Here is a 25656-nt window from a genome sequence, read left to right as displayed (position 1 = left end):
AATTTTGATTAATAGGATATGTCACGACCAAAGGCAAACAGTTTTGATTTTGAATTGGTACCTATAATCCGCGCCAGGACTAAATACATCATTAAAAAACAGTCTTCAAATGGCGGCAAAACCGACGATCTTTAGTTTCAGGCCTTTATGATAAATCGAGCAAATTTGATTTTTCGTTTGCTGACTCTTCAGTAGGAAATTGCCTTTCTAAATCCCCAATCACTGTACTTACCGTTCTGCTATCAACCCCTTGATTAAGCTTAGCCAGTATTCCATAAAGCTCATTGGTCTTCGAATCCCGCCCTCTAAAAAAGGAATGAGCAAATTGAAAATAGGGGCTATATTTATAGTCTGCAGTTTGACCAATTAATTGTAATGCTTGATCAAGTTGGTAATCATTACTGATATCGATAATCTGACTAATACCATCTGGAAACCTAGATCCACATCTAATTTTATCACTCCAATAATCGTGATTCGTGCAAATTTTCGTAATCAGTTTTCTTAGCTGTATTTTTTGGCTTTCACTAGCAGATGGGCTCTTAACATCTTCTTGAGATTTCTGGATTTTAACAACAGCCGATGGATATAAAGATAATCCTTGAGGATAAACATAGCCCCCGCGATAAGGGTTCTTCCTAAAGCCCTGCTTAGATAAAATTGAAGGGGCTCTTATATCAGCTAAAACTGCCTTATAGGTATTTGCTAATTTATTATTGGGTATCCTTTGCTCTACAAAATCAGGTAAAGCTTTTTTTAAAAAAACGTTTACATTTATCACCAAAGCAAAGTAGAAATTTGGATTGTTCTTTTTCCGATCTTCCCAATCTGTAAGATCAACTTGAATACCCTCATAGTAATCATTATAGGCATTGGCTATTTTGGCAAAGTCTTCCCGATTATTCAGAGACTTATAAGAGATAACTAAATTATCATTTTCTACAGAGTAAACTGCCTGGCCATCAATTTTAAAATCGAGATTATTAAGCTCTGGATTTAATCTTTTGGCATGCTCAAAAACAATTTTTTCAACGCCGTCTGATGTAACTTCATCTAAGGTTAAATTTGTAATTTCAGCAAATTGCTTATTAAATTCATCAATGTTCATATTGTTACTCCATCAATATTAAGTTGATTTATTGAAATGAGCAGAGACAATGATTCTGGAGAAACTAAGTTTTCGCAGAACTATAGACTCAATGATGGTCAAAGTTTTAGACCCATTAGCTCATAAGTTAAGCGTCAAACCCGTTTAATGATTAAAACTAGGAAAATACCAGTCCTCCAACATTACTTTGGAGAAGATAAGTCGCGAAACGCCTGATATCTTTGTAAAGCATCAGGATTGAGTAGACTATTAAATAATCAGAATTGGTTATAACTATACACTAAGCACAATTAATTGGTCAAGTTGACTTGACGGTGCCCACGCCGAGTGTAATGAGACATCTCCCGAATGCGACGCTGTACTAATGCCAAAGAGCCCTCCCTAAGGTCTGATTATTTAATAAAATTTAAATATGCTATCTTGGTAAGATGAAATATAGATTAAATGCTTTTCATGGATGAAATTTTTAATCGTTCTTCTTTGGCTATTGAACCTATTAGGGGGGAATTATGGCGTATGCAGATTTTCGTGATTTTCTAAGTGCATTAAACAAACAGAATGACCTATTAGAAGTAGATCGCTATGTGGATATTCAAGTAGACCTAGGCAAAGCTCTGCAAAAGAGTGCAGCAATAAACGGCCCTGCTTTAGTATTCAAAAATAACGGCACGGATTATCCTTTAGTAGGGGGTATTTATAACAGCCGAGCAAAGGCTTTGTTAGCATTCCAAGCTACTGAAGAGACTATTTTTGAGACTATTATGAAAGGGCTAAATAAGCCTATTCCCCCGGTGATTGTCAAGTATGGTGCTAACTGTGAAAATGTTTTAAGAGGCACTCAAATTGATTTATCCAAACTTCCTATTCCCAAATACAGCCCATTGGATGGGGGCCCTTACATTACCGCAGGTCTGATTGTAAGTCAGGATCCGGAAACTAAAATCACCGACTTAGGAAATTATCGTTTTGAATACATTAACACTACCAGCTTATCTTTTCTTGCCCAACCTTCCCATCGACTTGGCAAACATATTGCTAAAGCTAAAAAAATGGGGCTAACTAAATATCATGCAGCTATTGTCATTGGTGTTGACCCTATTTTGGAGTACACCTGCCAATTTCAATCATCTGATAATACTAATGACTATGACATTGCCGGGGGATTACGTGGCGCAGCAGTGGAGCTAATCAAATGCCAAATGATAGATCTCATGGTGCCAGCTGCTGCAGAATTTGTTTTAGAACTGGAAATTGATTTGACACAGCAAGTCTTTGAGGGGCCCTTGGGTGAATACACTGGATATTACACGCCAGGCTCGCCCAAGCCCGTTGCAAAGGTTGTAGCTATTACTCATCGTAATAATGCCTATTTTCAAGCTTTATTAACAGGTGTACCTCCTACTGAAAACCATATTCTCAAACAGATTCCCTTTGAAGCTTCAGTATTAAATAACTTGCAACAACAATTCCCTACTATAAAGCAGGTGGCAATACCGGCATCGGGCGGTGTCTCTTTTTATATGGTTATTGCGATGGAGCCCCGTTTTTCTGGTGAGGCAAGGCAGGCTATTCTTGCTGCCATAGCTTCTAATGTTAGACCGAAAATGGTCGTAGTTGTTAATACGGATATCGATGTGCAAAATCCCGATCAAGTACAGTGGGCTATGTCATTTCGAATGCAGCCCCAGACCGATGTTATTATCATCGGTGATGTCCCGGCAGGCCCACTTGATCCATCAGTGCCTGATGACTTGCCCTTAGATCAACGGTTAGGCTCAGCTCTGGGAATAGATGCCACCTATCCATTCGGCTCCATTGTTGATGAAATACCGCCAAGCGAACGCAATAGTGTTGATAAAACACTGTATTTCAAAGTGGCTGAGATTCCTGGCTGGCAAGAGTATAACTTTCCTGAGCTAGCTCAGTTTAAGAACCGGCAGAGTCACTAATCCTCCTTTACGTTTTTGCATGCAGATAGAAGGAGGTGTGAACACTTGAATTATTTACCTTCATTCCCATTCACAAAATTGCTAGGTGAAAAGGTATACCGGTACCAGGGTTCATCATTCATACGGCCTAATAAAGGCCTAAGGTTGCCAAAAGCTCGGTAAATAATAGGATAAGGTTGGCCATGATATTCCACTAAAATTTCTCGCCATGAACGTGGCTTTGTTTTAATAAAGTCAGACATTTTAGACGTTAATTCCTCTTCTGACATGAGAGTTAGATTTTCTGGTGGATCACCTAAATTAACTGCTGCGCTGCGGTCAAAATCATGCAGGTTATATCCTGGGCCTAAGGGGATAGTACAATCGAAACCGATTTTTGATGCTGTACCAGGTGGGTCGAAACTTGCTATTTTTGGATCAACTGTCATCGTATTGGTTTCTGGAATAATGAGAGTGTCGCGATGAGGCATGTAACGAAAAGCCATTGCCCATTGAATTTGCTTATCGTCCCAAATATCGACATCTTCGTCAAAGACCCAAGCCAATTTGGGTAAACCCTGCTTAGACCCTGTCAGCATGATTCCTAGAGCTTGCTTGGCGTCGCCAGCACCAGTCTTATGAATTTTCGCGTAAGCCATATTGGATAAGCCACCTTCTGGTGAGCGAACTTCCAGAACCTTAATTCCAGCAAGTTGTAAGCAGTTAAATAAATCGGCTTCAATAGCTGGTAATTGCAACATATTATCGGTATACCATGGATGGGAACAGCCTATAGTGGCATATTGATAGATGCCATTTTTTTTATAAGTCATGGCTTTAACATTGCAGCGTATATTCTGTTTTAAGCCACCTCCATACATACCGCTAAACTCACCAAAAGGACCTTCGTCGTGTATCCATCCTTCAGTAGCCAAAAGCTCACACTCCAATACTATTTCTGCATTAGCCGGTACTAATACATCGATAGTTTCACATTGGATTAATTGTGCGGCATGTCCATAAAAACTGCCTAAAACTTCAAAATCATCGACCTCATCACTTGAACCTTGTAAGGCAGCTAATTTATCTACAATAGGCCCACCGATGACGATAGCCATTTCCAAGTTCTTGCCCTGTGCCGCCGCAATTTGTGCATGTATGCGTTGCCTATGTGAGGTGCAAGTCATATCGAGTGTCTTACAGTTTTTAGTGCGAAACATGCTGCGATAAATTCCCCAATCATAAACTCCCGTATCAGGGTTTTTACTAATTAGTAAATTATCATCAGTATAGGCATGACCATCGCGGTCATGATGTAAGAAAAGAGGCAGCCTAGTTAGATCTACCTCATCGCCTTTTAAAATTATTTCTTTACAAGGTGCTTTATCTACAATGACCGGCTTGATACGACCACTGGCTGCTTCCGCAATTTTAAAGCCGGTCTCAGTTTTTTTGCATTGCATAGCCCAGGCATATTGCTCAGGATTAGAATAAGCATTAGCTAAAAATTGAAACTCACAATCTTTAATTTTTTCCACCAAAACTGCTTTAAGCGGATACTTTTCCATGATTTGAGGTAACTCATCAACACGTTTTTCCTCCTTGATTCGCTCCAACATATTCGCGTTTTCCAGATCATTTACAAAATCAAGTAGTGATTGTTGTGGCATGGGATATCCTTATTAGTGGTAAACAGGAGAAGCAATACCTGTTTCACAATAGACTTGCAAATGCTGCATGAGGGTTCGCCAAATATCAACACAGCGAGCAAATTTGGGATCATCCTTATTCCAGCCTTGATGGCTAATAGTAAGAGTGCATTGACTATTAGACGAAGCCTTTAACTGAAATCTCGCTTCTGTGCCTTGAGAATGCCCTGGCCCCTCTATACACTTCCAGATTACCGATTTTTCATTATCGATTGATACTATTTTCCAGTCAAAAGAGGGGTGATCTTCAAAGCTCAATATCCAATCTGTACCAAGTTGGCCAGAACCTTGAATTTGTCTAGTAAACCATGATCTTAATCCCTGAGCAGTGGTTAACGCTTTAAAGACTGTTGCACAACTCGCGTTGATAATTCTATCATGAGAAATTGTAGACATATTTCACCTATCCATAGTTGTATTAATAATTAGCTTAGCAAAATTATTTTTCGAACCAAAGAGTATCGCTACCAAGTCAGGTAAAAAAAGCAACTTTATACGGTTTTGTCGCGTTATTGCATAAATGGATGATATTGTATTAATTTACAGCAAGATAGCTGATAGTGTACCTAGTTGTTAACATGCCACCCTTTTCTCTCTTCTTTGCTTAACTCATGCCTAATAAGCATAATGACAAATACCGCCATAAATTTAAAAAAGCCAAGTATAAAGTAACAAACTGGGCAGACTATAACGAGGCGCTGAGAAAGCGGGGTGATATTACGATATGGTTTACAGAAGATGTGATTAAAGCCTGGAAGCCCGAGAAAACTGGTGGCCGAGGTCGACCAAAAGATCACTCGGGATTGGCGATAGAGACCTATTTATTTTTGCGGTTGGTTTTTTCCTTGCCACTGCGACAGGCAGAGGGATTTACCAACTCATTGGTTCAACTCATGCATCTTGAATTGGAAATTCCTGATTTCTCCACGCATTCGAAATGCAGTATCAACCTGGAATTGAGCAATCTTGCCCAAACCTTAACCCCGGGAAGCCATGTCATTGTTTATTCTACAGGACTTAAGGTTTACGGAAAATCCGAATGGCACCAGGAGAAGCATGCGGCCAAAGCAAGAAGGACATGGCGCTTATGATAGCTTTGAGCTTAATGAGGTCATCTTGAAGAAGCAGCCTGACGCAAAGATCGTCATTCCTCCTCCATCAATTGCTGTGATTAGTTAGGAAGAGAACACTCAGTGCGATGAGCATATTCGTCGTTTGCAGGAGGCCGGGCGTATGGCATGGCAAAAACTAAACAACTATGGTCTTCGCAGCCATGTAGAGCTAGCCATTTTACGTTACAAAAAAATCATTGGCCCGGATATGAAAGCGAGAGTATTACCGCAGCAAAAAACAGAAGGGGGGATTGCTACGCGTGTTTTAAACCGTATGATTTCTCTCGGTATGCCAATTTCTATAAAAATGAAATAACAACTTCCTATTTGAATGGAATTTAACCTAACTTTGATTTATGCAACAATGCCTATGCAAAACCCTAAAAATTTCTCGCGCCAGTTTTTATCGGCACCTTTCCCTAAGTGGAGACTAGTCTTAATGAATATACAACGAATACTGTATGGTTCCGTAGTGTCACCTTTTGTACGCAAGGTTTGGATAGTACTAAATTTAAAAAACTTGGATTTTGAGCTTAAGACAATAATTCCTTTTCTACATGAGCATAAAAAGGCTCTCTTAAAATTAAACCCCCTTGGTAAGACTCCTGTTTATCAAGAAAATGATTTGCTTCTTCCCGATTCATCAGTAATTTGTGCTTATCTGGAAAGAAAATACCCATCTACTCCAGTTTATCCTTCTAAACCCGAAGGTTATGCTCAATGTTTATGGTATGAAGAATATGCTGATACAGTATTAATACCTACAACTTTAAGTATTTTTTTTAATAAATTACTCGCAGTAAAATTTGGGCAGACACCTGACGAAGTAGCGGTACAAAATGCTATAGAAACAAAGCTTCCAGAAATTTTTAATTACCTCGAGCAACAAGTTAACAATAAAAAATATTTAGTAGGAGATAGCTTTTCTTTGGCTGATATTAGCATTACGGCATCTTTTATAAATTTAGAATTAGCAGGGTATACTGTTAATCGCGAACGATGGCCATCCCTAAAATACTATGTAGATGAAATAACAAAAGAACCTTTTGTAAAAAAAGCTATTATTGAGGTAAAGGAACGGATGCAGAAATAACAAAAATTAGGCTTGAATTAAGGGGGCTGTTCTTAGAGTACCTTTTCGTTCCAATGATTGTCACCCCCTTACACCTAAGTAGAAGCACGGCACCTGTAAAAATTATTCTGGACTAAATGGTCCGGAATTAGTATGTTGTAGAAATGGCAAGAATCCGAGAATTTGACCGCACAATAGTATTGCGTAAGGCCATCGAAGTATTTTGGACCCGCGGGTTTGATTCAACGAATCTCCCGGAACTTTTAGAAGCGATGGGACTAAGTAAGTCGAGCCTCTACGATACCTTTGGCGACAAGAAGAAACTTTTTGAAGAGGCAATTGATCTTTACGTAAAAGAGATCGCCTTTTCAAAGGTTGAAATGCTGGTTAATGCGAGCTCAGTAAAAGCTGGCTTTCAGGCTTTTTTTGCTGAGCAAATTCGCTGTTGTACTGACCAGAAGTTCCCTGGTGGATGCTTTCTGGTTAACACTGCTATCTCCCTTAATAATGTGCCTCCTCCGTTGGAAAAAAAAATACGGGAGTCAGTGGAGAAAATGCATGCTCTTTTTCTCTCTCAAATTCAAAAAGGCCAGAAAGCAGGTGAAATACCTCACGAAAAAGACGCTTCGGCTTTTGCCTCCGCAATTATAGGCACATCAATGGGCATGAACGTTATGGCGAGAGTGAATATACGAGATGTTCGAACGTTGGAGCAAATGGTCGAAACAACCATGAATTCTATTTTTAAGTAATGTAATAAGCACAAACTTCAAGGAGGAGGGCATATGGAAAAAAATCTCGCACTCGTGACCGGCACTACGTCTGGTTTAGGATATTCGGCAGCCAAGCAACTTGTCCAAGATGGTTGGAACCACGTTATCGTCACTGGGCGCAGCCAGCCAGGGGTCGATGAAGCCGTTAATAGATTGAAGGCAGAGACCGGAACGCAAAATTTTACTGGTATTGCCCTAGACCTTAATTTCTCTACCAGCGTGAAGAAGGCTCTCGCCGTTCTAGTTAAGCGAGGCGCACCCATAGATTTTCTTCTTCTTAACGCTGGTTTGATGCCGGGTAAAGAACGTGTCGTGACCAGTGAGAATATTGAGTCGTCGCAAGCGCCCCTCATCGGCCATCACCAGTTAACGATAGGGCTTTTAAAGGCAGGACTTTTGGCCGCGGGCACTCGTATCGTTATTGCCGGTGCGGAACCTGCGCGCGGCGACGTGCCCATGTTTAAATACACTGACTTGGCAGCATTCGCAACGAAAGAGTCCAAAGGCGACCGAGTTTCAGCCATAGAAGCGATTTTGCGCAGCTCCCCGAATGTAAAATACAATCCTAACACGGCTTACACTGACGCTAAAGTATTTATCGCGTGGTGGGTCGCGGCTCTTGCGCGAAAGATTCCTGAAAACATAGCCGTATACGCAGTTGCTCCTGGCGCCGCTCCAGATACCCAGGCGGTTCGTCATCTAGGTTTTATAATGAAGCACGTGATGATGCCAATCGTGAAACTTATTCCTGGAATGTCACATTCAGTTGATGAAGGGGCCAAAAGATATCTCGCCGCCTCGAAGTTTGGTGTCGATGTTTCTGGAAAGTTCTTTTGCTCGCCTCCAAAAAAGATGACGGGTCCCATTGAGATCATGCGATATGAACACCTCGATGACCGAGTAAATCAGGACGCCCTGTGGCAGGCGGTTATAAAGGTATCGGGCGTTGACATCTAAGTTTTTCATATAGTCCCCGCAGAAGTTTTTTGTCTCTAGATCAAGTGATTCTGCTCCACGATATTGTTGAGGTATTTGATTTGCCTCACATCAATCTTGCTGAAGGAATACACCACCTCTCATGAAAAGGAGAGCCAGCGTACGATTGATAGTATCAATACCCGCTTTATTGGCACCGCTTTTATCTATGGTTACCTTTTTTGGTACACCGCTTGAACCAATAGACCTCCGGCTGGGATCTTAACGAAAAAGGGCCATGTGTATTATTTAATCACTTAATAGCTTTAATTACCCATAAATAAATATAAATTGGGGATTTTTTGAACAGTGAATGGTCGTATTGAAATTGTTATCTTTCGTCAGTAAATTTCTCGCGTGTTAAATATGAATTAGCCTGAATGTTTGCTTAAAACTTGCGCAAACATTTGAATGTAATTTACACATGCCCCTTTTTCGTTAAGATCCCGGCCGGAGGTTAATCGTCATCAAATTGAGTTTTTTGCCGCAGTGATGTTTTCGTTCTGCTCATTAAGTTGATGGAGTATCATTGGACAGTAAATTAAATTACCATTTTGTTTCAACAACTGATGTAAATCTTTATACGCTAACTCAAAACAATTTAACCGACGATAGGCTTCTCCTCGCAGCGCCAATAGTAGACTATTATCCTTATGTTGCTCTAATAAATCATGGCAGAATACTGCAACTTTACAGAAATTGTTTTCTTTTACTAAAGCTTTCAGTGTGTCGGAATGCTCTTTCAGTGGTGAATTTCCAATAAGATCGAGCAGTATGTATATTTGGGAATTTAAAAAAAGTTGAAAATCCTGGAGGGGGATCGATATCACTCGTGATGATGGAAAAAAACTATGATTGTTATACTGAGGTGTAATCTGTTTTTTAGAAGTTGTCTGGAGTACATCATCTGCATTGGAATGAATCTTGGATAAAGAGGGTGCCTTCGATTTAAATGATTGTATCAATGTTTCCAGGGAAGGATCATCGTGTAATTGCTTTACAATCTCCTCAGAAAAATCTAACTCAATTTCCTCGCAAACTATGGTTTTTTGCGTATGAGAAATATTTTGTGCTTTATCCGCTGTGGGAGGGGCATGAGGTAACAAATTGTTAGATTGGTTATTTAAATTCATCGCAGTGAGAGGAGTGTTGGGTAAGTCACTAGTAACATTTTTGTGAAACCAATGGTATTGATTAGGAGCAAAGTTTTCTACTGTACTTAACCTGCTCCTGCTAGATTTTACATTAAAAGAGGGGGGGGTTTTTGTTTTTTTATAAAAACCTGATTCTGACACCCAGGTGATTTGTTGCCGACCCACTGATGCTGTTCTATCCTCGCGAAATTCAGCTTGCTGTAGCTCCATCTGGCTTGTAAATTGCGCGGGATTGTCTTTAAGACAACATTCTCGTTTATAAAATGTATCGCGGGTAATTTTTTCCCCTTCGATATTAATTACTTCACTTTTATCTTGCGATAGATTATTTTCAGAAAATTGTTTCGTTTGATTCTGATGGTCCATCATTTCATTAGCTAATAGAGCAGGTTGATTGGATGTTGGTTTGGTATCTGGGATATCTGGCAGATAGAACATTTTTAGTTCATAAAGTCCAAACGCCATAAGAGATTGTTGTTGCTCCCGATAATAAAATAAATATTCGTTTAATAAAGCTGATATTACTTGATCATGCGGATCTTTTTTAAATTTTTGAACGATAAGGCTTAATAACGTGCGTTGACGATAAATAAGCTGTAAAAACAATTCGCCTTGTTCTTTAGGTAGTTTACCCTGAGTAGCAGCGTGTAAATCTTGTTGTCTTTTTTCTTCAGTCCAATAAAAGTTAATCATAAAAACTTATCCTTCAACATATAGGGTTAAATTACAGGATTGGGGCAAATGCGAATTACAACCCCTGATATAGCCTACAAGTTAACCCAAATTTCATCTGTATTTATTGCATCACAGCTCAAGTTCAGGAGCACTAGGTGTTGTTGCTCGCGTTTATAAATCACTATTCTCGCATTTATCGGTAATATCCTGCTCACATTAAATGACTCTATAAAGACCTCCGGCCGGGATCCTAGCGAAAAAGAGTCATGTGTCTTATTTAAACACTTAATAGCTTTAATTACCTATAATAGATCCTTTTTTTGATCAGTGAATGGTCATATTGAGGGAGATGGAGTTGTTAACCAACTTGCGAATTATATTTCCAAAACACAGCCAGGGATTCTTATAGGCTGATGGCGGATACAGAGGCAATCCATTGAAGGAATGGTTTTTATCCCTCTTTCAGTGTGTGCTGGAAATTGTCAGACGGCCACCGAAAAAATTCCAGATTGTGAGATGGCGATGGATTGTGGAACGTACCTTTGGCTGGTTTAACTGGAAGAGAAGGCTCAGCAAGGACTATGAATATTATGAGGCCAGTGCGGAAGCCTGGGTGAAGATTGCTTCCATCAATGTTATGGTGCATCGATTGCGGCCAGGATAGATTCCTGAACGGGAGCATCCATAAATGATGTTTAACCTGCGATATACAGGTTGGATATTCACGCCCGAAATACAGAAACATACAAAAAGACAGTGCTATTTTTCTGAGGTATCAAGGCTTGTTCGAGGGAATGGTAAAAACTATAACTGAAGCAGTTTTAAAAAAGAACAGACCCGCATCTGGCGGGCGAAGCCAGGCATTTATCGGGTAGGCTCTTATTGAGAATCAATTGCCTGACATATAATTAATTGCATCTGCTAGAGCTTGAGTAGAGCAATTTTTATGATACATAACTGCTTCTTTACATAAGCCGCCATGTGGCATTAATCCCTTGCCTATGCTAGCGCTATAAAGTAAGTAGTCCATTGCTGTTTTATATTTAGATGGGTGATTTATTGATTCAATGGCGGCTTTCTTAAAACGTTTAGCCCATGCTTTGTTATTAAAGGCAGCAGGCGCATGCATGCCTTTAGCAACCTGTGAGTCATGACAGGTTTTACATGCCATCTCATAAGTCTGTTTGCCTAAATTGCTTGCTAAAAGGGTGCCATTAAATGCAATAAACAAAATAAATAATATAGTCTTCATTGGAGCTCCTTGTATTTAAATACTAACAATATGATTTTAAATAAATATATCTAATATCAAAAAAAGACTCAGCATCAACAACTATTAGAGCTATACAGGGATTGGCGATGTAAGCATGCAGGCGTCTGTACGGCCACCATGCTCAAATTATATATTTTAGAAAAAATCAAAAGTCAAACATCATTTTGAGTTAAGTGGAAAATCTATCAGTGGATTGTTAATGAATCGGCCGACTCTCATTATTAAGAATATCACTTTTCGTATGCCCTTTATTGTAAGTTTTCAGCAGTCTGGCAGAAAGGTCAGAAATCATCGAGGCTATAGGCTAAACAAAAGAGGTATCTTTAGTCACGCACGCTTGCAGCAAACTCAGAATATTGCCCACATTTCTTAACCACTTTTTTATTGTGTTTTCGGAGATTGAGAGGGTAGGGTGAGGTAGTAAAGACCCCCGCTTTATTAACTTTAAGTATTTATAAAAGAATCTCTTTGGGAATTATGCATTTCTAAGGGACGGTAAGATTAAATAATTAACAATTAAAAATCAATAGGTTATTTAACAAGGGTCGGAGTAAGCTGATAGTTCTAATCATTATAAGGAACCTCAGACTTTAAAGGAAACATTTGATTTTTTGTTGGCCTCCTTTATGGTTAAAAATTATTATTAATAGGATATGCCACCTCCAACAGGAAAAATTTTGCTTTTGAATTAGTACCTAAAAGCCGCGCCAGGACTAAATCTATCATTAAAAAGCAGTCTTCAAATGTCGGCAAAATCGCCGATCTTTAGTCCCAGGCCTTTTACGAAATATTTCTTCTAGCTGGGAGGCATATTCAATTACCCAGCGATTGATAGTGAAATGATCTACTTTCAGGCGGCGTTCCAGTGCCAACTCTTCAACATCACGGTAACTCAACGCATAGGCAAGATACTATCTCATCAGCATCAAAATAATATCCTGTTTAAAATGTTTCCACTTGAATTTGAGCATTGCCTGAGACACCTGAAAAACAAGAGACTCTATTAAAATCAAAAAATTTTTGCGACAAAGCCCCTTTGAAGCCGGCTTAGCGTGCTTTAATTTCCGTTTTCTGAATCGACCCCTTGATTGGGAGAAGATGAAGCAACCGGTTCCGGAGCCCCAGGCCAAATTACAGAACTGACTATTCGACGTCCATATTCCAACTCAGAATCAGCCATTCTATTGTTTCATACCTCTCTAAGTAAGCTTTAATACATGACTTTTAAAATGGAACCATATTACCCATGAAAGTAGAAAAATCATGCAAGATAAAATTGAGTCTAATGAAGTGCCTAAACCATTTATTTTAGAAGACGCTGAGGGAAACAATTACGTTGATAATATAGATCGTAAAATAGATAAAGAAGGAAAGGTCTATTATGAGGTGCAAGGACGAAATGCATACCCAACCGATAACAAGAGAGTCCTCCGAATCTATGACAATAATCGCATAGAAGCTTATTGTGAAAAAGGTGGAGTATTAGTTAAGCAAGGTGCTTTGGGTTATGTCCATCAACAAATGATGCGGGTATTACCTGGAATATTGAAGCATTTTTCTATACCGGCCTTAGACTTTGTAAATACTGCTGTAGTAATACCCAAAAAACCACCCGCTATTATCTCTTCTGTGAGCACGGAAGAACTCCCCTCCCATGAGTTTTTTATAGCAGCAGCTAAAAGGGCGATGGAGCTAGGCGATAAAGTATCTTCACAACAAAAAGGTGCCCATACTACTCGTGGGGCACTGATTGGTCAGGGCTCCACGTATTATGATGAAGGGAATTCAACACGATTAAATTTATTTCATGCGTTAGTAGATGGCTCACAAGATGGTTATTACCCTTTTGCTGCAACTACCGCCTATGGTTTGTCATTATTAACTTACATTGCAAGCAACTATGATAAATTAAATAAAACCGAACTACAGCGTTTATATAATGTTTATAAAGCTCTAGCTGGTGATATTCCTCCTTTAGGAGTTTCTCCCTCCTCCCCAGAATATCGAAAGGCGCTTGCAAAAGGCCTTAAAGCTGAAGTGAATGAAATTACGGCCTTACGTGAACGCTTAAGCTATGGGCATTCCATAAGTAATTCTCTAACTCAATACAGACAAGATCTAGTTGCTGGTAATCCTAATGGACGTGCTATTGTTGATAGACAAACTAGTTTTATGGCCAGTTCTGAGGACGATAAAACCTTAACTCGTGATATTCCTAGTTTCTTTCCTATTCCACCCAGCTCTGGCACCACTGATCAAATTGTACTCCAAGGTGGAGGATGCAGAACCCATAGCGCTATTGTCTCTATATGGAAACAAGGTGTAGATAAAGACGGTAATCCGGTTAGACCTGGTGATGGAAAAACAATAGAGCGATACCGAGTTTATAGAACGGTTTCTAACGCTGGTTTTGGAACTACTTATGATATAAGAACTGATCCTCCTGCCTTGTATCATGAGATATTTTCTCCTAATGCGGATGGAAAAACCTATTCCGTATGTACTCAAGAGGTTTTACTACCAGTTGGTGTTCCCTATAGTGACGAAGCAATGCAAGAGCAAATTGCTAAACTAGTTGATGTAGAACGAGCTTTGCTTGTGTTTCATGATCTCCCAGGTAAAAAAGGGCCGAACAATGAAGTAGGTACATTAGATGCAGAAAAGCAAGCTAAATGGAGAAAGTTAAATCAAAGTATTCGTCTTGGCCCAGTAGAAACTACTCATTCTGTTTTAAGTGCCCCTCAAACTACTGGGAATTGTACTGTTCGCTCTATTGAAGAATTTTTACGTTGGGAACTAATCAGAAAAGGAGTACCTCAGTATGAAGCAGGTGCTATTTTAGATAAACATTGGGACTTTGCTACTCATAATGATTCAGCCAGTATTACTGCTCAATTAGGCCACATATCTGCTCAAATTGAGATTAAAAAGACTGAACCTCTTCCTCCAACGGAGATGAATATAGTTCGAGCTAAATCATTTTTTGAAAATCCCATTATCCCTGTTTTTCCTGAATATAGTCCTGATAAAGCAAAGCCTTCAGAAACAGCATCATTAGTAGATGAGATTCGTTCAGGTAAAAAATCTTGCCCAAAACCCACAATGATTTCTATTGGTGATTTATTAGGGCAAATACCAGATGGCGCACAGGAAAAGGCAGAGCATAGAGTTGGTTTATATCTTCTACAAGGCTGTGACGCACGAAAAGCGCCTGCATTTTCTTCGATGAACGGCTCTGTACGCCAAATTGCTTCGCAATTTAACAATGGCGAATCTCAAGGCCGGTATCTGACTCAACCTGATAATTTTCATACCGATCCTACTCAAGGACCTGCAGAGCAAAGAACGTCTGGCGGTGCGGCTATTGCTCGTTACGCGCATAACAGAAGTTGCGATAGTTTTGCAGCCATATTAGCTCATCCCGCTTTAAAAGCTGAATTCAATAATTTATTTGATTATCGCTTTGGTTATTTAACACCCAAAGAAGGGCGAGAAGAGCAAGGGTTAGCATTTTTAAAGAAACATATTAATAAACTTGTTTTAAATGTAGAGCGCGTTGCTATTGATGGTGTACCTGATCAAACAGCAATTCAAGTACTAAACTCAGGGCTAGCTTTAGGTCGATATGCGCCATTTCAAAGAACACCTAAGGCTGTTGTTCATTTAAGCGAAATGACAGAGATTTTACTTGGCGCACAATATAAAGCAGTCGCCGCAGTTGCTATTTTAGAGGCTCAACAGAATCCTGGCAAACGTATTCCAGTTTCTTTTACCATGGTTGGTGGAAGCGCTTTTGGAAATGATAAAAAAGCCATAGCTAAATCAGTATCTCAAGCCATTAAACTAGTAAGAGAATCTGGGGTAAATAATATTGATATTTGTTTATCAATATTTACCACTGTAGAGCTTGCTGAGTATAAAAAACTAGCAAAAGAAGGGGAAGAACTTGCTGACCTTAGGGAACTTCTTAATAAAAAACCAGTCACTGAAGCGGAATTACAACGCGTAGACAGCTTACAACGGACAGATCCCTCCAGGATAGAGGAGCCTGTTGTAAAGAATCCTAACTCTGTGCCTGGTGTGAAACCTACTAACAAAGATGAGCTTGCCCCTCCCTTGGTAAAGAATAAAAACTATGTAAACGCAGATGTAGTAAATGCTATGGATGCTGCAATTGCTGCTTTAAGTAAAAAGTCTCATCTTTCAACAGATAGCCATCAAACTAAAAGCGACCAATTAAATAATTTGAAATCCTTATACGAGAACGCAGCTAGCCCTCAAGATGCAGATAATTATTTATTGCGCTTTATTATTGCTGCGTCAAGACAGAGAGAAAGTAGTTGGGGTTCTTTATTTACTAGCAAATTTGGAGAAACAGCTTCTGCAAAAGCCTTCTTTGAGCATTATAACGACAGTGCTCTAAAGAATAGGGTGTTAGGGGCAGCGCAAAGAGGAGGTTTGGTTTCAACCGATTTCAAAGGATTTATAAATGATAAACGTGCTAAATATGAACATCGAGAACCAGGAGATGAACTAGAAGATAACACAATAAATCATCGTCTATAACCTATTATCAGTTACTCGGATCCCGGTCGGAGGTTTTTCAACCGTGAGCCATTACCGAAATAACATTGCTTCCGGAGGATGATATGAAAAGATTTTTAGAAAAACAACATCACGAACGAGATGCTTTTTACGAAGAAGTCGCTAGCTTAGTTGTTGAGTCTGTTGGTTATTCTGATCAAATTTCAGAAATTAATAAAATTATTGAAGAAGAGGTCAACAAAGTTATTAAAGCCCTTGGAAAGTAAGGGAGAAATAAAGGCTCTCTTTTCTTGGAGTAGGCAAAATCTAGATTAAGTCTGATTAATCTTTAACCTATTCTTTTAGTTGCAGCTTATTTGATTGTTAAGAATCACTAAGAAGCCATGAATGAGTAATATAGAATTATTAAAAAACATATGGGGGCTATTTACGACTAGCTTATTTCAAAGATAAAACAGCTTTACTTGACTTGTAAAACAAAGGCGACACACTAGGCCTATAGTAGATGCTCCGACACATCCGATAACTGTCATTAAACCGATGGTAACTCCATACTGCTATGCTGATAAATAATACTCAGTTTAACTCATTGTTAAGTTGACGGCGCCTATTAGATCAAATAAACAATCAATAAATTGACGAAATATTGTCCATTTACTATGATGAGTCGCTTGTTTTTTTGCTGATTTTTAATCGCTAATTTTATGACATATTTTATATTAAAAACATCCGAGAAAATTGTTGAACTTTCCGAAAATTGCATAAGAAAATTTTTGATCCAAAAAAAATTATAAATTATAAAGAGATGAGGAATTATAAATATTTTGATCAGCAAAAAGCTAACTTTGATAAGTCTGATTACACACCCACCTCAGAAGAGTTAAAATCTAATAAAAAATTAAGGCAGCTTGTATTCTCTATTTTATTTGAGGATAAATTTGATTTTATAAATGATGAAATTCTTGTTGATTCTGATTATTTCAAAGAAAAGTTATTAGAAGTAGAAGATTATATAGCAACGACTTATCGCAATGAGAGTGAAGAGTTTCGTTTAAGAAAAATTGATTGTATTGAGTTTCTAATTTGTCAAATGATAAGTCTACGATTATTAAAGGAAGTTCGCTATCGCGGTATTCAGTTTCCCTATGAAAAAATAGATAAAAAATCAGCCAATTCTGATTTTAAAGCATTGGAAAAAAGACTGCTCAGCAAAAACAAAAGAGTGCTTAAATTCGATAAAGCTTTTCCGCAAAGTTCGGAGGGAAAGTCTGTATCTTCACGTTTTATGCAAGAGCATCGCTATCGAGTAAGTAGTGGTGTTCATAAGAACAAAAGAAATGATGAGCCTCGCTCGCCTGTATCAGCCTGGCAAGAAGATAACCTCGCTGCAATATTCTGTGGAGAGCTTCGTCAACTCGCCATGAATGCCAGAAAACGAAAACACTCAAAGACCTTACAAGCCACAGAGCTATCCCTTGAGAAATATCATTTTGAGGGCTTGCAAATGCAGTTAAGTCCTGCTGCGGTACGTTATAAGTTGATGAGGAAACTTGGCGCAACTCAATTTCATCTCTTGTATGTCGGAGAACTCATTAAATTTTTAAAACAGCTAGATTTTTCCAAGAGCAGTCCTCTCAGAAAAGCAATCTTAGCTTTTTTGCCAGGCAAGTTAATAATTCAGGTCCATTAAATGAGCTTCAAGCCTTAAGGGATGAAATAGAGATTATGACCTGGCTCAAAAATTATACTGTAAATGGACATCAGGGAAATAAACTCTTGGATGAGCTACTGCCTCAAGCAAAAGGAGATCACCTCGAGCAGATGAATCGGTTAAAGCAAACTCCACCAGTTATTTTTGAGTCTGCTAGAGGGCGTTGTTGCATAAATGCTGACCTTTCTGCAGTCTTGCAAAAAGGTCAGCATAAATGGATGATGTTGAACTCATTGCTAGTTTAATAAACTACAGATTATATTTCAGCTCTCAAGGCAGTTCAGAAAGAGGGGAGCAACAAGAAAAGGTATAGTTGATGGAAAGAACTTCTAATGATCCACTGCACGGAATTACCCTAGAGGCTATCTTAAATAGTTTGTTGATCTGTTATGGCTGGGAAGGCTTGGCGGAAAGAGTCAAGATTAACTGTTTTTCTTCCAACCCCAGCATCAAATCAAGCCTTAAATTCCTGCGCAAAACACCATGGGCAAGGACTGAAATTGAAACCCTCTATCTTGCTTCCTTAAAAAGTAAAGATGGCGACAACTTATAATTATCTGGAGTAATAAATAATATGAAGGATGTTTTCATTATCCTGCTGCAGAGCCTAATTTAATCCGACTTAAAAATACATACCCTCAGGTGCTCGGATTCCAATATCATTTTATTATTGAGACAAGCCTTTGGGACTGCCCCTTTTCTCTACCTCTTCCTTGGCCAGGTGCTCTTTCAAGTCTTTCACCGTACATCGTCTTACTAACTTGGTCTACTCCAATAGCCTTCCGTCCGTCCAGCCGATCGAAGCAGCGCGTAGCTAGTCCACATTTTTGCAACGGAGCCATGAGTCTAATATATCTTAAGAAGTCAGCTTAGGCACTAAGTCCTCAGTGGGGGCTTCTTGATGTTTGCTCCATAAGGGGTATTTGGTTTTAATCCCAACTATTAGAAAGTTACTAAGGTTTTTAAGCATTCATTAAGCGATGGCTTGAGATAATTGTAAGTTCAGATGGCAGGTAAAAGCTTGTGATTCAATATGTCTGATTCTCCTTTTGACCTGCATCAAAAAATTCAGAATTTATTAGGGGCTTATGATGCCGGGAATGAAGAGAGTGCGAATTGCAGACGTGCTAGAAGTTTATGATGAAGTGTACAAACGTGAGGTCACAGGCGATATCAACGCCGTCAAAGACTTTATTAGAAGTGTGGCAAAACTGCCACCTAATGTGCCACATGATGAAGAGCTTGTGCAAGAAGCGGCATTTAATCGCATGGCAGCAAAAGTGTATACACGAATAATCCTGCAGACCCTAGCTGAGGATCAAGAGGCATCGATGTATGTAATTGGGCGGGAAAAGCGTGTTGGCTGGCTTCCTGATGACCATGACCACGAAGCTACGTCGATTTCCAATATTCACTTTGGTCTGATAGATATTCCCAATGTGGGGGATATGGTGATTGACCTCGGGGGAATAAGGGGTGGTGTGACCATTTCTACTTATTCTAAACCTACAGTGCCGGTTGCTCTTGCCTTCGACCCGAAGAATCCTGCCGTTAAAATGTGGCCTTTGAGCGATGTCAGCAGCATGCAGCTGAGTCAGCAGCCAATCATAGGTCGTAATACTTTTCCACCGATTCGTACGGAGTCGTCAACTCTTCCCGCTAGGGCAGAGAGCCTACAGTTCTTTCATAGAAAAGTTGACCATGCGGTCAAAACCTATATAGATACGGCCAGCATGTCGCCTGCTATCAAGCAAAGGCTGGTTAACACTTTTTCTCCGCTCCTGTTGAATTCACTTACAGTGAACCTTAGGAACCTGAACGCTACTGCTGCACCTGTGTCTCCTGTGGTTCCTGTACAAGGCCCTTCCAGCAGCCAGGTAGTTTATGTTGATCCTGTGTATACTCAAATTCTTGAAAGTACGAGAAAGGGGCTGGAAGATTCATTTTTGGATATTGCCGATGCAATAGAAAATCCACTTGAACGCAAAGCGCTTCTGCGCAGGGCAATGAGCACCGAAGACAGGTTTGAAGATGTAGCCGACTTCAATGTTCGCATGGCGTTGCAAATGATTAGTTCCTTTTGGAATAACCGGAATAATGCTGCTTCAAACTTCCACGGTTACAGTGTAAGCGCTCAGATCGAAGTTGCTACGATTATTCGTCATACTCAAGCAGCTATAAGAGCATTAATTGAAGAGCCGTCTAAGGATGTTGCATCAACGCCCAATCAAACACAAATACTGGAAGCCAGTGTTTCTCTTGAAGAGCAATTATTTCTGGCTGTACGTAAAAACAACCCAGATGAAATACGGCGGCTGATAGACAAGGGGGCTAATCCCAACGTTACTAATCTGAGAGGCTGGACACCACTTTTTGCGGCCTGCCGTAGCCTGAAACAAGAGGCCGTTGAGGCTCTCCTTGCCTATCCTTCTGTTGACGTTAACATTGCAACACTAGCAAATGGTACTACACCTTTGATGACAGCACTGGAAATGTCCTGCCAGGATTATTTTCAACACTCAACCATTATCGATCGCCTGCTCGAGAGAGGTGCTCAGGTTCGTCTGAGATCTAAAGACAATAGAAACGCTGTAGAGATCTTGGCAGATCAATTTGAGAACATGGCAAACAATGGCTGGTCTGATGCACGTTTGGCTATAGGTGCTAAACAATATGGTGAACGGCTCTTAGCGCTTATGAATACAACTCCTGAGCTGAGCTCTCAAACGATGCCTTCAACATCATCCTCTGCAAGTATCGAGTGCAAAATGGATTTCTTGAATTCCATGATTCCCCATAGGTTGACAAGTCATAATGCTCCAACAAGCTCATCTAGCCATCACCCCTCCGGTTTAGAGGTAGAGTCATCATTTGATTTATCGAAAACCCTAATTTTTCGGCCGATCGCTCACAATGCTCCAACAAGCTCATCTAGGCTTCAGCCCTCTAGTTCACAGGTAGAGACACCATTTGATTTATCGAAAACCCTAATTTTTCGGCCGATCGCTCACAATGCTCCAACAAGCTCATCTAGGCTTCAGCCCTCTAGTTCACAGATAGAGACACCATTTGATTTATTGAATACCCGAATTGTGCGGCCTACCGCTCACAATGCTCCAACAAGATCATCAATGCATCAGCCCTCTGGTTCACAGGTAGAGGAATCACAGGTTGGGAATAGCCTAGGCTTTTTTGCACCCGCAGCACAGCCAGTCGTTAATCCTGTCCATAATGCGTTTTTTGAAGCAGTTTTATTACATGACCTGGTTCAAATTGAAAATATGTTAATAGAAGATCCAAGCCTTGTTAGCCTTCCCAATAGTGCTGGTGATAGTGCTTTATTGTTGGTAACAAGTGACTATCTAAAGGCTGCGGATGCTGATAAACCAGGAATACTCCCTTTGGTTCAACTTCTATTACTAAGAGCCGCTGATCCTCAACAGGAAAATAATGAGCGAGCTAGCCCTTTGAGCATGGCTTTGAATCAGGAGGAAGAGGCTCTGGTTGAGTTGATGCTTGAGAATAATAACCCGACTCCATAAGCACAATAATTAAATTAAGGAAAACTCCCTTTCCCTTCACTATAGGTTGGGCTTGTCAGCCCAGCCTACATTATTTAACCCCTTTACGTTTTTCTGGAATCACCGCAATGTAAGCGCGCAACCCATCAGTTGCTCCCATTTTTCCTATTAGTGAATATTGCTGTGATACAACGAGTTAAGTTTATATTGGTCGTTTCGCCAAGAGTTGCAGATATGCTATCCTTAGCATCCTTTTTTGATGTGTAAGTATTAAAAATGACTATAAGATCTCTGACTGATTTAAAAGAAAATGAACTTTTTGTGCTGCTGAATCAAATGCAAAGCCAGCTTGATGCAGAAGATCCAAGTGTGCTCAGCGATCGATTTACCCGTTCTCCTATGCACGCGATACAATTTTTAATTGCTTATGCAGGCCTGGATGAAGAACAACGAAGACAAGTTGTTGCTAAGCTAAACCAGAATGTAACTAAAGAACAACTTGATATGCTGCTCGATGATATTGACTGGGTCGAGCTGTTAAATGCTCCAAAGCGAGAGACTTTAGAATTTGAATTCACAATTGGTTTGGCCGACAGAAACCAATTCCTTAGTGCGGTAAGATCAAGATGCCCGCAGTTATATAAGGCTTTGCAAACTAAAGCGAACAGCTTTGTACATATTGAAAATGCTGACGAAGTCATTTTCACTACAAAAATTGCGCAAAATGAGAAGTGGACAAAGCCATTCATACGAGAAGATGGAAAGAGTTATTGGATTGTTCGAGACTTTCGTTTAAGTGATGCAGTGCTAGAGTCTCTTAATTCGCTTCAAGAAGGTAATCAGCAAATTATAAATGGTTTTACGCTTAGAAAAAGAGAGGATCAGGGAGTAGAACTTCATATTGTTGCCCCTCATAGTTCTAACCAACATTCAATACAAAGTAAACTCGAAACAAACCAAGGAATCTATAACGCTTTTGTCGGGCTAGAAAATTTTTATGGTTTGCCTCGTGTGGATGATCTGCGTGTCGAAATTGAGAGTGAAGCAAAGTTTTCAGATAAAGGCGCCTCAGCATCACAAACTCAGGTCAACACTTATATCGCAGAAAGTGCCCGTATTCGGAAGAAGCGGAGTATCGTTGAGGTCAATCAGCTTAACGTCTTTTTTGAAGGTGCAGGTATTGTTGCTAATTTTACTGATGGGACAGAAAAAGCTGAGATTTTTGACGAACGGTATTATGTTGAGCTTTCTACTCAAAGCCAAGAGAATGGACCAATTACTTTATTCGCCATGGCACCAAAACCACTGGATGCTTTTTTGTTGGCAACTAAGCAAAGTGAATTACGCCCATTGAATAAAATCGATATTGCTTTTTCAAATGCTCGAAATAATACTGGTGCGACTAATTACTCTTTCTACTTTAAATGCTTATCTGGTTTGGCACTTGTAACAGGTGGAGTCTTATTGATTGCTGGGCTTGCTATGACTAATCCAATACTTTTTAGTATCGGAGCGGTGGCCTTTTGTGCTGGTGGCCTTAGTCTCTTTGGCTTATTTGCAAGAGATGGCTTAAATAGTTCACCGAAGAATGAAAACCAAGAGCTCTCCTTATCAATATAACAGGAGAGACCTTCAGGCCGGGATCTAAGCAAGAAAGGGCTAGGTTACATAATCAGTCCTTCCTCGAAGGCTTGTTTTGAATTGCCTGTTTGAGCTCGCTCTTACACACCATATCGCGTTCTAAAAAAGCAAAGACCCTAAATAGACCTGGCGCGCCATGAGGCTAGGCCAATCCATAGGAAAGATTACTCAAATGAAAACACAAGAAGGGTTACATGAACAACAAGCGCTTAAATTATCCATAGGGGTAACCTTCCTCTTGGCTGTAGTAGGTATTATATTTGGATTATTGTCAGGTTCGTTGGCTATTGTCTTTGATGGTATGTTTAATATGGTGGATACCGTTATATCAACCCTTGCCTTTTTTGTTGCTCGCCTTTTAACAAGTAAAGGGAATCGGAAATTTCAATATGGTTACTGGCATATAGAACCTATGGTTCTTGTTTTGAATGGCAGTATCTTAATACTTCTTTGTACCTATGCACTAATCAATGCAATTGGAAGTTTAATGTCTGGTGGACATGAACTGAATTTTGACGCGGCATTTGTATTTGCTCTTTTGGTATTTCTTTTATCTACTTGTATGTATTTTTACTTGACTAAAAAGAACCGCAAAATTAAATCTGAATTCTTGCGATTAGACATCCAAAGCTGGTTAATGTCCGCATTGATTTCCTCCTCTTTATTACTAGCATTTGGCATCGCAGCCTTATTGAATGGCGGACCCTATGGATATTTTACGGTCTACATTGACCCTCTTATTTTAGCAATTCTTACTGCTTGTTTGATTTTTGTGCCTATGACCACCGTCGGTGATGCCATGCGAGATATATTTCGTATGGCTCCCTTAGAGCTTGATGAAAAAATAAGAGCATTTTTAGATGAACTTATCAAACAACGTCATTTTAAAACTTATACAAGCTATATTGCAAAAATAGGGAGAGCACAATTTATTGAAATACATATAGTAGTCCCCAAGGATTACCTAATTTTGAACATTGTAACCTTGGATGAGATTCGCAATGAAATCGCATTGGCTATTGGTGAAGATACGCCTCAACGTTGGCTAACCATCGCCTTTACCGCCAATGAAAACTGGATTTAGGGTTAAATTACAGGAACGGGGCAAATACGAATTACAACCCCATAAATAGCTCTTAAAGGGTCGTGTATGATTATAGAAACTCAAACGATTAAACCGAAAGATTTTCCTCTTTTAATTGAGTTTGATCGTATTCACCTTATTGAAGTGATGAGCGAGTTAGGTATTGAGGCATCTCGTTGTCCTCCAGTTTTAACGAATGATGAATTATTATCTGCCTATAATAAGCAAGATATTCTATTGTGGTTGTTAGTGAATAAGGAAATAGTGGGATACCTATGGCGTGAAAAAAGACCTAATTGTCTTTTTGGAATGGGTGCTGCTATAAAAAAAGAGTTCTATGGATTAGGCTTAAGCGAATATTTCATCAAATTAACTGAACAAATTGCAAAAGAACATGCATTACAATACTGTCAACTAGCAGTGATCCCCCAAAATGGACGTGTAATTTCCACTTATATGAAGCATGGTTATAAAATTGTTAAAACTGTTCCTGCCTATCTAGGTGCTGAATACCCGGATACATTCAGATGCATTATGGAAAAAAATTTATCTGAAACAACATCAAATTTAAAGACTGTAAATCGCTGTACAGTATCCGCCTTGGATGATGAGCAGTTAACACAACTAACGAATAATGGCTATGTTGGAACTTGCTTTATTAAAGGCACCAATCAAATTGTATTCGAGCTCATGTTTCAATGAAAGAATACCGGAGTTGGTTTTAGGATTCTGACCGGTATTTTTGCGTAACCCAGTTAAGTATTCCTTAATATAGGAAAACCATAATAGGCTGCCTTGGAGATTAAACTTATCCAAGCAAACGACTTATCTTCTCTCTAAGGACGAAAGAGGACTGGAATTTTCCTAGATTTAATCATTAAACGGGTTTGTCGGTGAGGTAAAGATGGAATGAATAAGGTAACAAAACCATTCATGAAACTTGCTCAGCGATAAATCTGTCCTGCAATGCACTCATCTTTACTTTGTAAACTTTTTAGAAAGAACAGACGTTGACGCTCAGCTTTTTGTATAGCTATAGGGTCCCCAACCAAAAGCAGACTAACTCATGAAAAGACCATCCGAAAATACGCTTCTAAATCCATATAAAAGAATAGCACTTGATAAAGATCTTCATGCAGAATCTCTTTATAAAGAAGGAATTAAATTAAAATCAAATAATCCGAATGAGGCATTCAATAAATTCAAGTTGGCTGCTGACAGGTTATTCACACCGGCTATATTCGAATTAGCCCAATGTTATATGAGGGGCATAGGTACTCAGAAAAACGGGATAGAGGCTTTTGCTCTTTATAATAAGGCGTTTATAGGTGGTTATGCAGAAGCAGGCTTTTTTATAGGTTCCTTTATAGAAAAC

20 protein-coding genes and 2 pseudogenes are annotated in these 25656 nt (G+C 39.4%); 17 read left to right on the top strand and 5 right to left on the bottom strand.

Annotation, left to right across the window (positions count from 1 at the left end):
* Positions 1 to 145 precede the first annotated feature (145 nt).
* Positions 146 to 1108, bottom strand: coding sequence for a hypothetical protein (locus tag BN1094_RS07545; RefSeq protein WP_043873847.1), 963 nt, complete (start codon positions 1106 to 1108; stop codon positions 146 to 148).
* A 509-nt stretch (positions 1109 to 1617) separates the two neighbouring features.
* On the opposite strand from BN1094_RS07545, the gene BN1094_RS07540 reads away from it, so the two are divergent.
* Positions 1618 to 3057 carry a UbiD family decarboxylase gene (locus tag BN1094_RS07540; RefSeq protein WP_043873846.1) on the top strand — a complete coding sequence of 480 codons (1440 nt, stop codon included), beginning with the start codon at positions 1618 to 1620 and terminating at the stop codon, positions 3055 to 3057.
* Between the two features lie 50 nt (positions 3058 to 3107).
* On the opposite strand, the gene BN1094_RS07535 is transcribed toward BN1094_RS07540, so the two are convergent.
* Positions 3108 to 4706: a UbiD family decarboxylase gene (locus BN1094_RS07535; RefSeq protein WP_043873845.1), complete on the bottom strand. Its 1599-nt coding sequence runs from the start codon at positions 4704 to 4706 to the stop codon at positions 3108 to 3110.
* 12 nt (positions 4707 to 4718) lie between these two features.
* The gene (locus BN1094_RS07530; RefSeq protein WP_043873844.1) at positions 4719 to 5141 is read right to left on the bottom strand and encodes an SRPBCC family protein; all 423 of its coding nucleotides are present in this window, start codon (positions 5139 to 5141) and stop codon (positions 4719 to 4721) included.
* A gap of 215 nt (positions 5142 to 5356) precedes the next feature.
* Between BN1094_RS07530 and BN1094_RS07525 the strand changes: the two genes are divergently transcribed.
* The 5 genes from BN1094_RS07525 (at position 5357) to BN1094_RS07505 (ending at position 8659) form a co-directional block, all read left to right on the top strand.
* Positions 5357 to 5836: an IS5/IS1182 family transposase gene (locus BN1094_RS07525; RefSeq protein ID WP_052403197.1), complete on the top strand. Its 480-nt coding sequence runs from the start codon at positions 5357 to 5359 to the stop codon at positions 5834 to 5836.
* A 142-nt stretch (positions 5837 to 5978) separates the two neighbouring features.
* Positions 5979 to 6173, top strand: coding sequence for a hypothetical protein (locus tag BN1094_RS19515; RefSeq protein ID WP_099908997.1), 195 nt, complete (start codon positions 5979 to 5981; stop codon positions 6171 to 6173).
* Positions 6174 to 6296: 123 nt separating this feature from the next.
* Positions 6297 to 6950, top strand: a complete 654-nt coding sequence (locus BN1094_RS07515) for a glutathione S-transferase family protein (protein WP_176695272.1) — start codon at positions 6297 to 6299, stop codon at positions 6948 to 6950.
* A 143-nt stretch (positions 6951 to 7093) separates the two neighbouring features.
* Positions 7094 to 7681, top strand: coding sequence for a TetR/AcrR family transcriptional regulator (locus BN1094_RS07510; RefSeq protein WP_052403195.1), 588 nt, complete (start codon positions 7094 to 7096; stop codon positions 7679 to 7681).
* Positions 7682 to 7714: 33 nt separating this feature from the next.
* Complete coding sequence (locus tag BN1094_RS07505; protein ID WP_043873843.1) at positions 7715 to 8659, top strand: SDR family NAD(P)-dependent oxidoreductase; 945 nt, start codon at positions 7715 to 7717, stop codon at positions 8657 to 8659.
* A gap of 485 nt (positions 8660 to 9144) precedes the next feature.
* On the opposite strand, the gene BN1094_RS07500 is transcribed toward BN1094_RS07505, so the two are convergent.
* Positions 9145 to 10524: a hypothetical protein gene (locus tag BN1094_RS07500; protein ID WP_043873842.1), complete on the bottom strand. Its 1380-nt coding sequence runs from the start codon at positions 10522 to 10524 to the stop codon at positions 9145 to 9147.
* 403 nt (positions 10525 to 10927) lie between these two features.
* Between BN1094_RS07500 and BN1094_RS20290 the strand changes: the two are divergent.
* Positions 10928 to 11170, top strand: a pseudogene (locus tag BN1094_RS20290) (transposase); the annotation flags it as partial.
* Between the two features lie 225 nt (positions 11171 to 11395).
* Here the strand turns inward: BN1094_RS20290 and BN1094_RS07490 are convergent.
* Positions 11396 to 11758: a c-type cytochrome gene (locus BN1094_RS07490; protein ID WP_043873841.1), complete on the bottom strand. Its 363-nt coding sequence runs from the start codon at positions 11756 to 11758 to the stop codon at positions 11396 to 11398.
* 1284 nt (positions 11759 to 13042) lie between these two features.
* On the opposite strand from BN1094_RS07490, the gene BN1094_RS07485 reads away from it, so the two are divergent.
* The 10 genes and pseudogenes from BN1094_RS07485 to BN1094_RS20285 all read left to right on the top strand — a co-directional run.
* Positions 13043 to 16345, top strand: coding sequence for a hypothetical protein (locus BN1094_RS07485; protein WP_043873840.1), 3303 nt, complete (start codon positions 13043 to 13045; stop codon positions 16343 to 16345).
* Positions 16346 to 16428: 83 nt separating this feature from the next.
* Entirely contained in the window at positions 16429 to 16590 is a 162-nt protein-coding gene (locus BN1094_RS19240) for a hypothetical protein (protein WP_176695270.1), read from the top strand.
* Between the two features lie 539 nt (positions 16591 to 17129).
* Positions 17130 to 18014 carry a hypothetical protein gene (locus tag BN1094_RS07480; RefSeq protein WP_043873839.1) on the top strand — a complete coding sequence of 295 codons (885 nt, stop codon included), beginning with the start codon at positions 17130 to 17132 and terminating at the stop codon, positions 18012 to 18014.
* A 35-nt stretch (positions 18015 to 18049) separates the two neighbouring features.
* Positions 18050 to 18280 carry a hypothetical protein gene (locus BN1094_RS07475; RefSeq protein WP_043873838.1) on the top strand — a complete coding sequence of 77 codons (231 nt, stop codon included), beginning with the start codon at positions 18050 to 18052 and terminating at the stop codon, positions 18278 to 18280.
* 71 nt (positions 18281 to 18351) lie between these two features.
* Complete coding sequence (locus tag BN1094_RS07470; RefSeq protein ID WP_043873837.1) at positions 18352 to 18588, top strand: VF530 family protein; 237 nt, start codon at positions 18352 to 18354, stop codon at positions 18586 to 18588.
* 547 nt (positions 18589 to 19135) lie between these two features.
* Positions 19136 to 21577 (top strand): ankyrin repeat domain-containing protein, encoded by a 2442-nt coding sequence (locus tag BN1094_RS07460; RefSeq protein ID WP_176695271.1) that lies wholly within the window; start codon positions 19136 to 19138, stop codon positions 21575 to 21577.
* Between the two features lie 255 nt (positions 21578 to 21832).
* Positions 21833 to 23176 (top strand): hypothetical protein, encoded by a 1344-nt coding sequence (locus tag BN1094_RS07455; protein ID WP_043873834.1) that lies wholly within the window; start codon positions 21833 to 21835, stop codon positions 23174 to 23176.
* A gap of 193 nt (positions 23177 to 23369) precedes the next feature.
* Positions 23370 to 24281, top strand: coding sequence for a cation diffusion facilitator family transporter (locus tag BN1094_RS07450; RefSeq protein WP_043873833.1), 912 nt, complete (start codon positions 23370 to 23372; stop codon positions 24279 to 24281).
* A 66-nt stretch (positions 24282 to 24347) separates the two neighbouring features.
* Positions 24348 to 24983 carry a GNAT family N-acetyltransferase gene (locus BN1094_RS07445; RefSeq protein WP_043873832.1) on the top strand — a complete coding sequence of 212 codons (636 nt, stop codon included), beginning with the start codon at positions 24348 to 24350 and terminating at the stop codon, positions 24981 to 24983.
* 364 nt (positions 24984 to 25347) lie between these two features.
* A pseudogene (locus BN1094_RS20285) lies at positions 25348 to 25590 on the top strand (hypothetical protein); the annotation flags it as partial.
* Positions 25591 to 25656: the final 66 nt, after the last annotated feature.

The organism is Legionella massiliensis (assembly GCF_000756815.1).
Classification (GTDB): Bacteria; Pseudomonadota; Gammaproteobacteria; order Legionellales; family Legionellaceae; genus Tatlockia; species Tatlockia massiliensis.
Note: the sequence above shows the minus strand (reverse complement) of the source record. Positions and strands in the feature narration are given on the sequence as shown.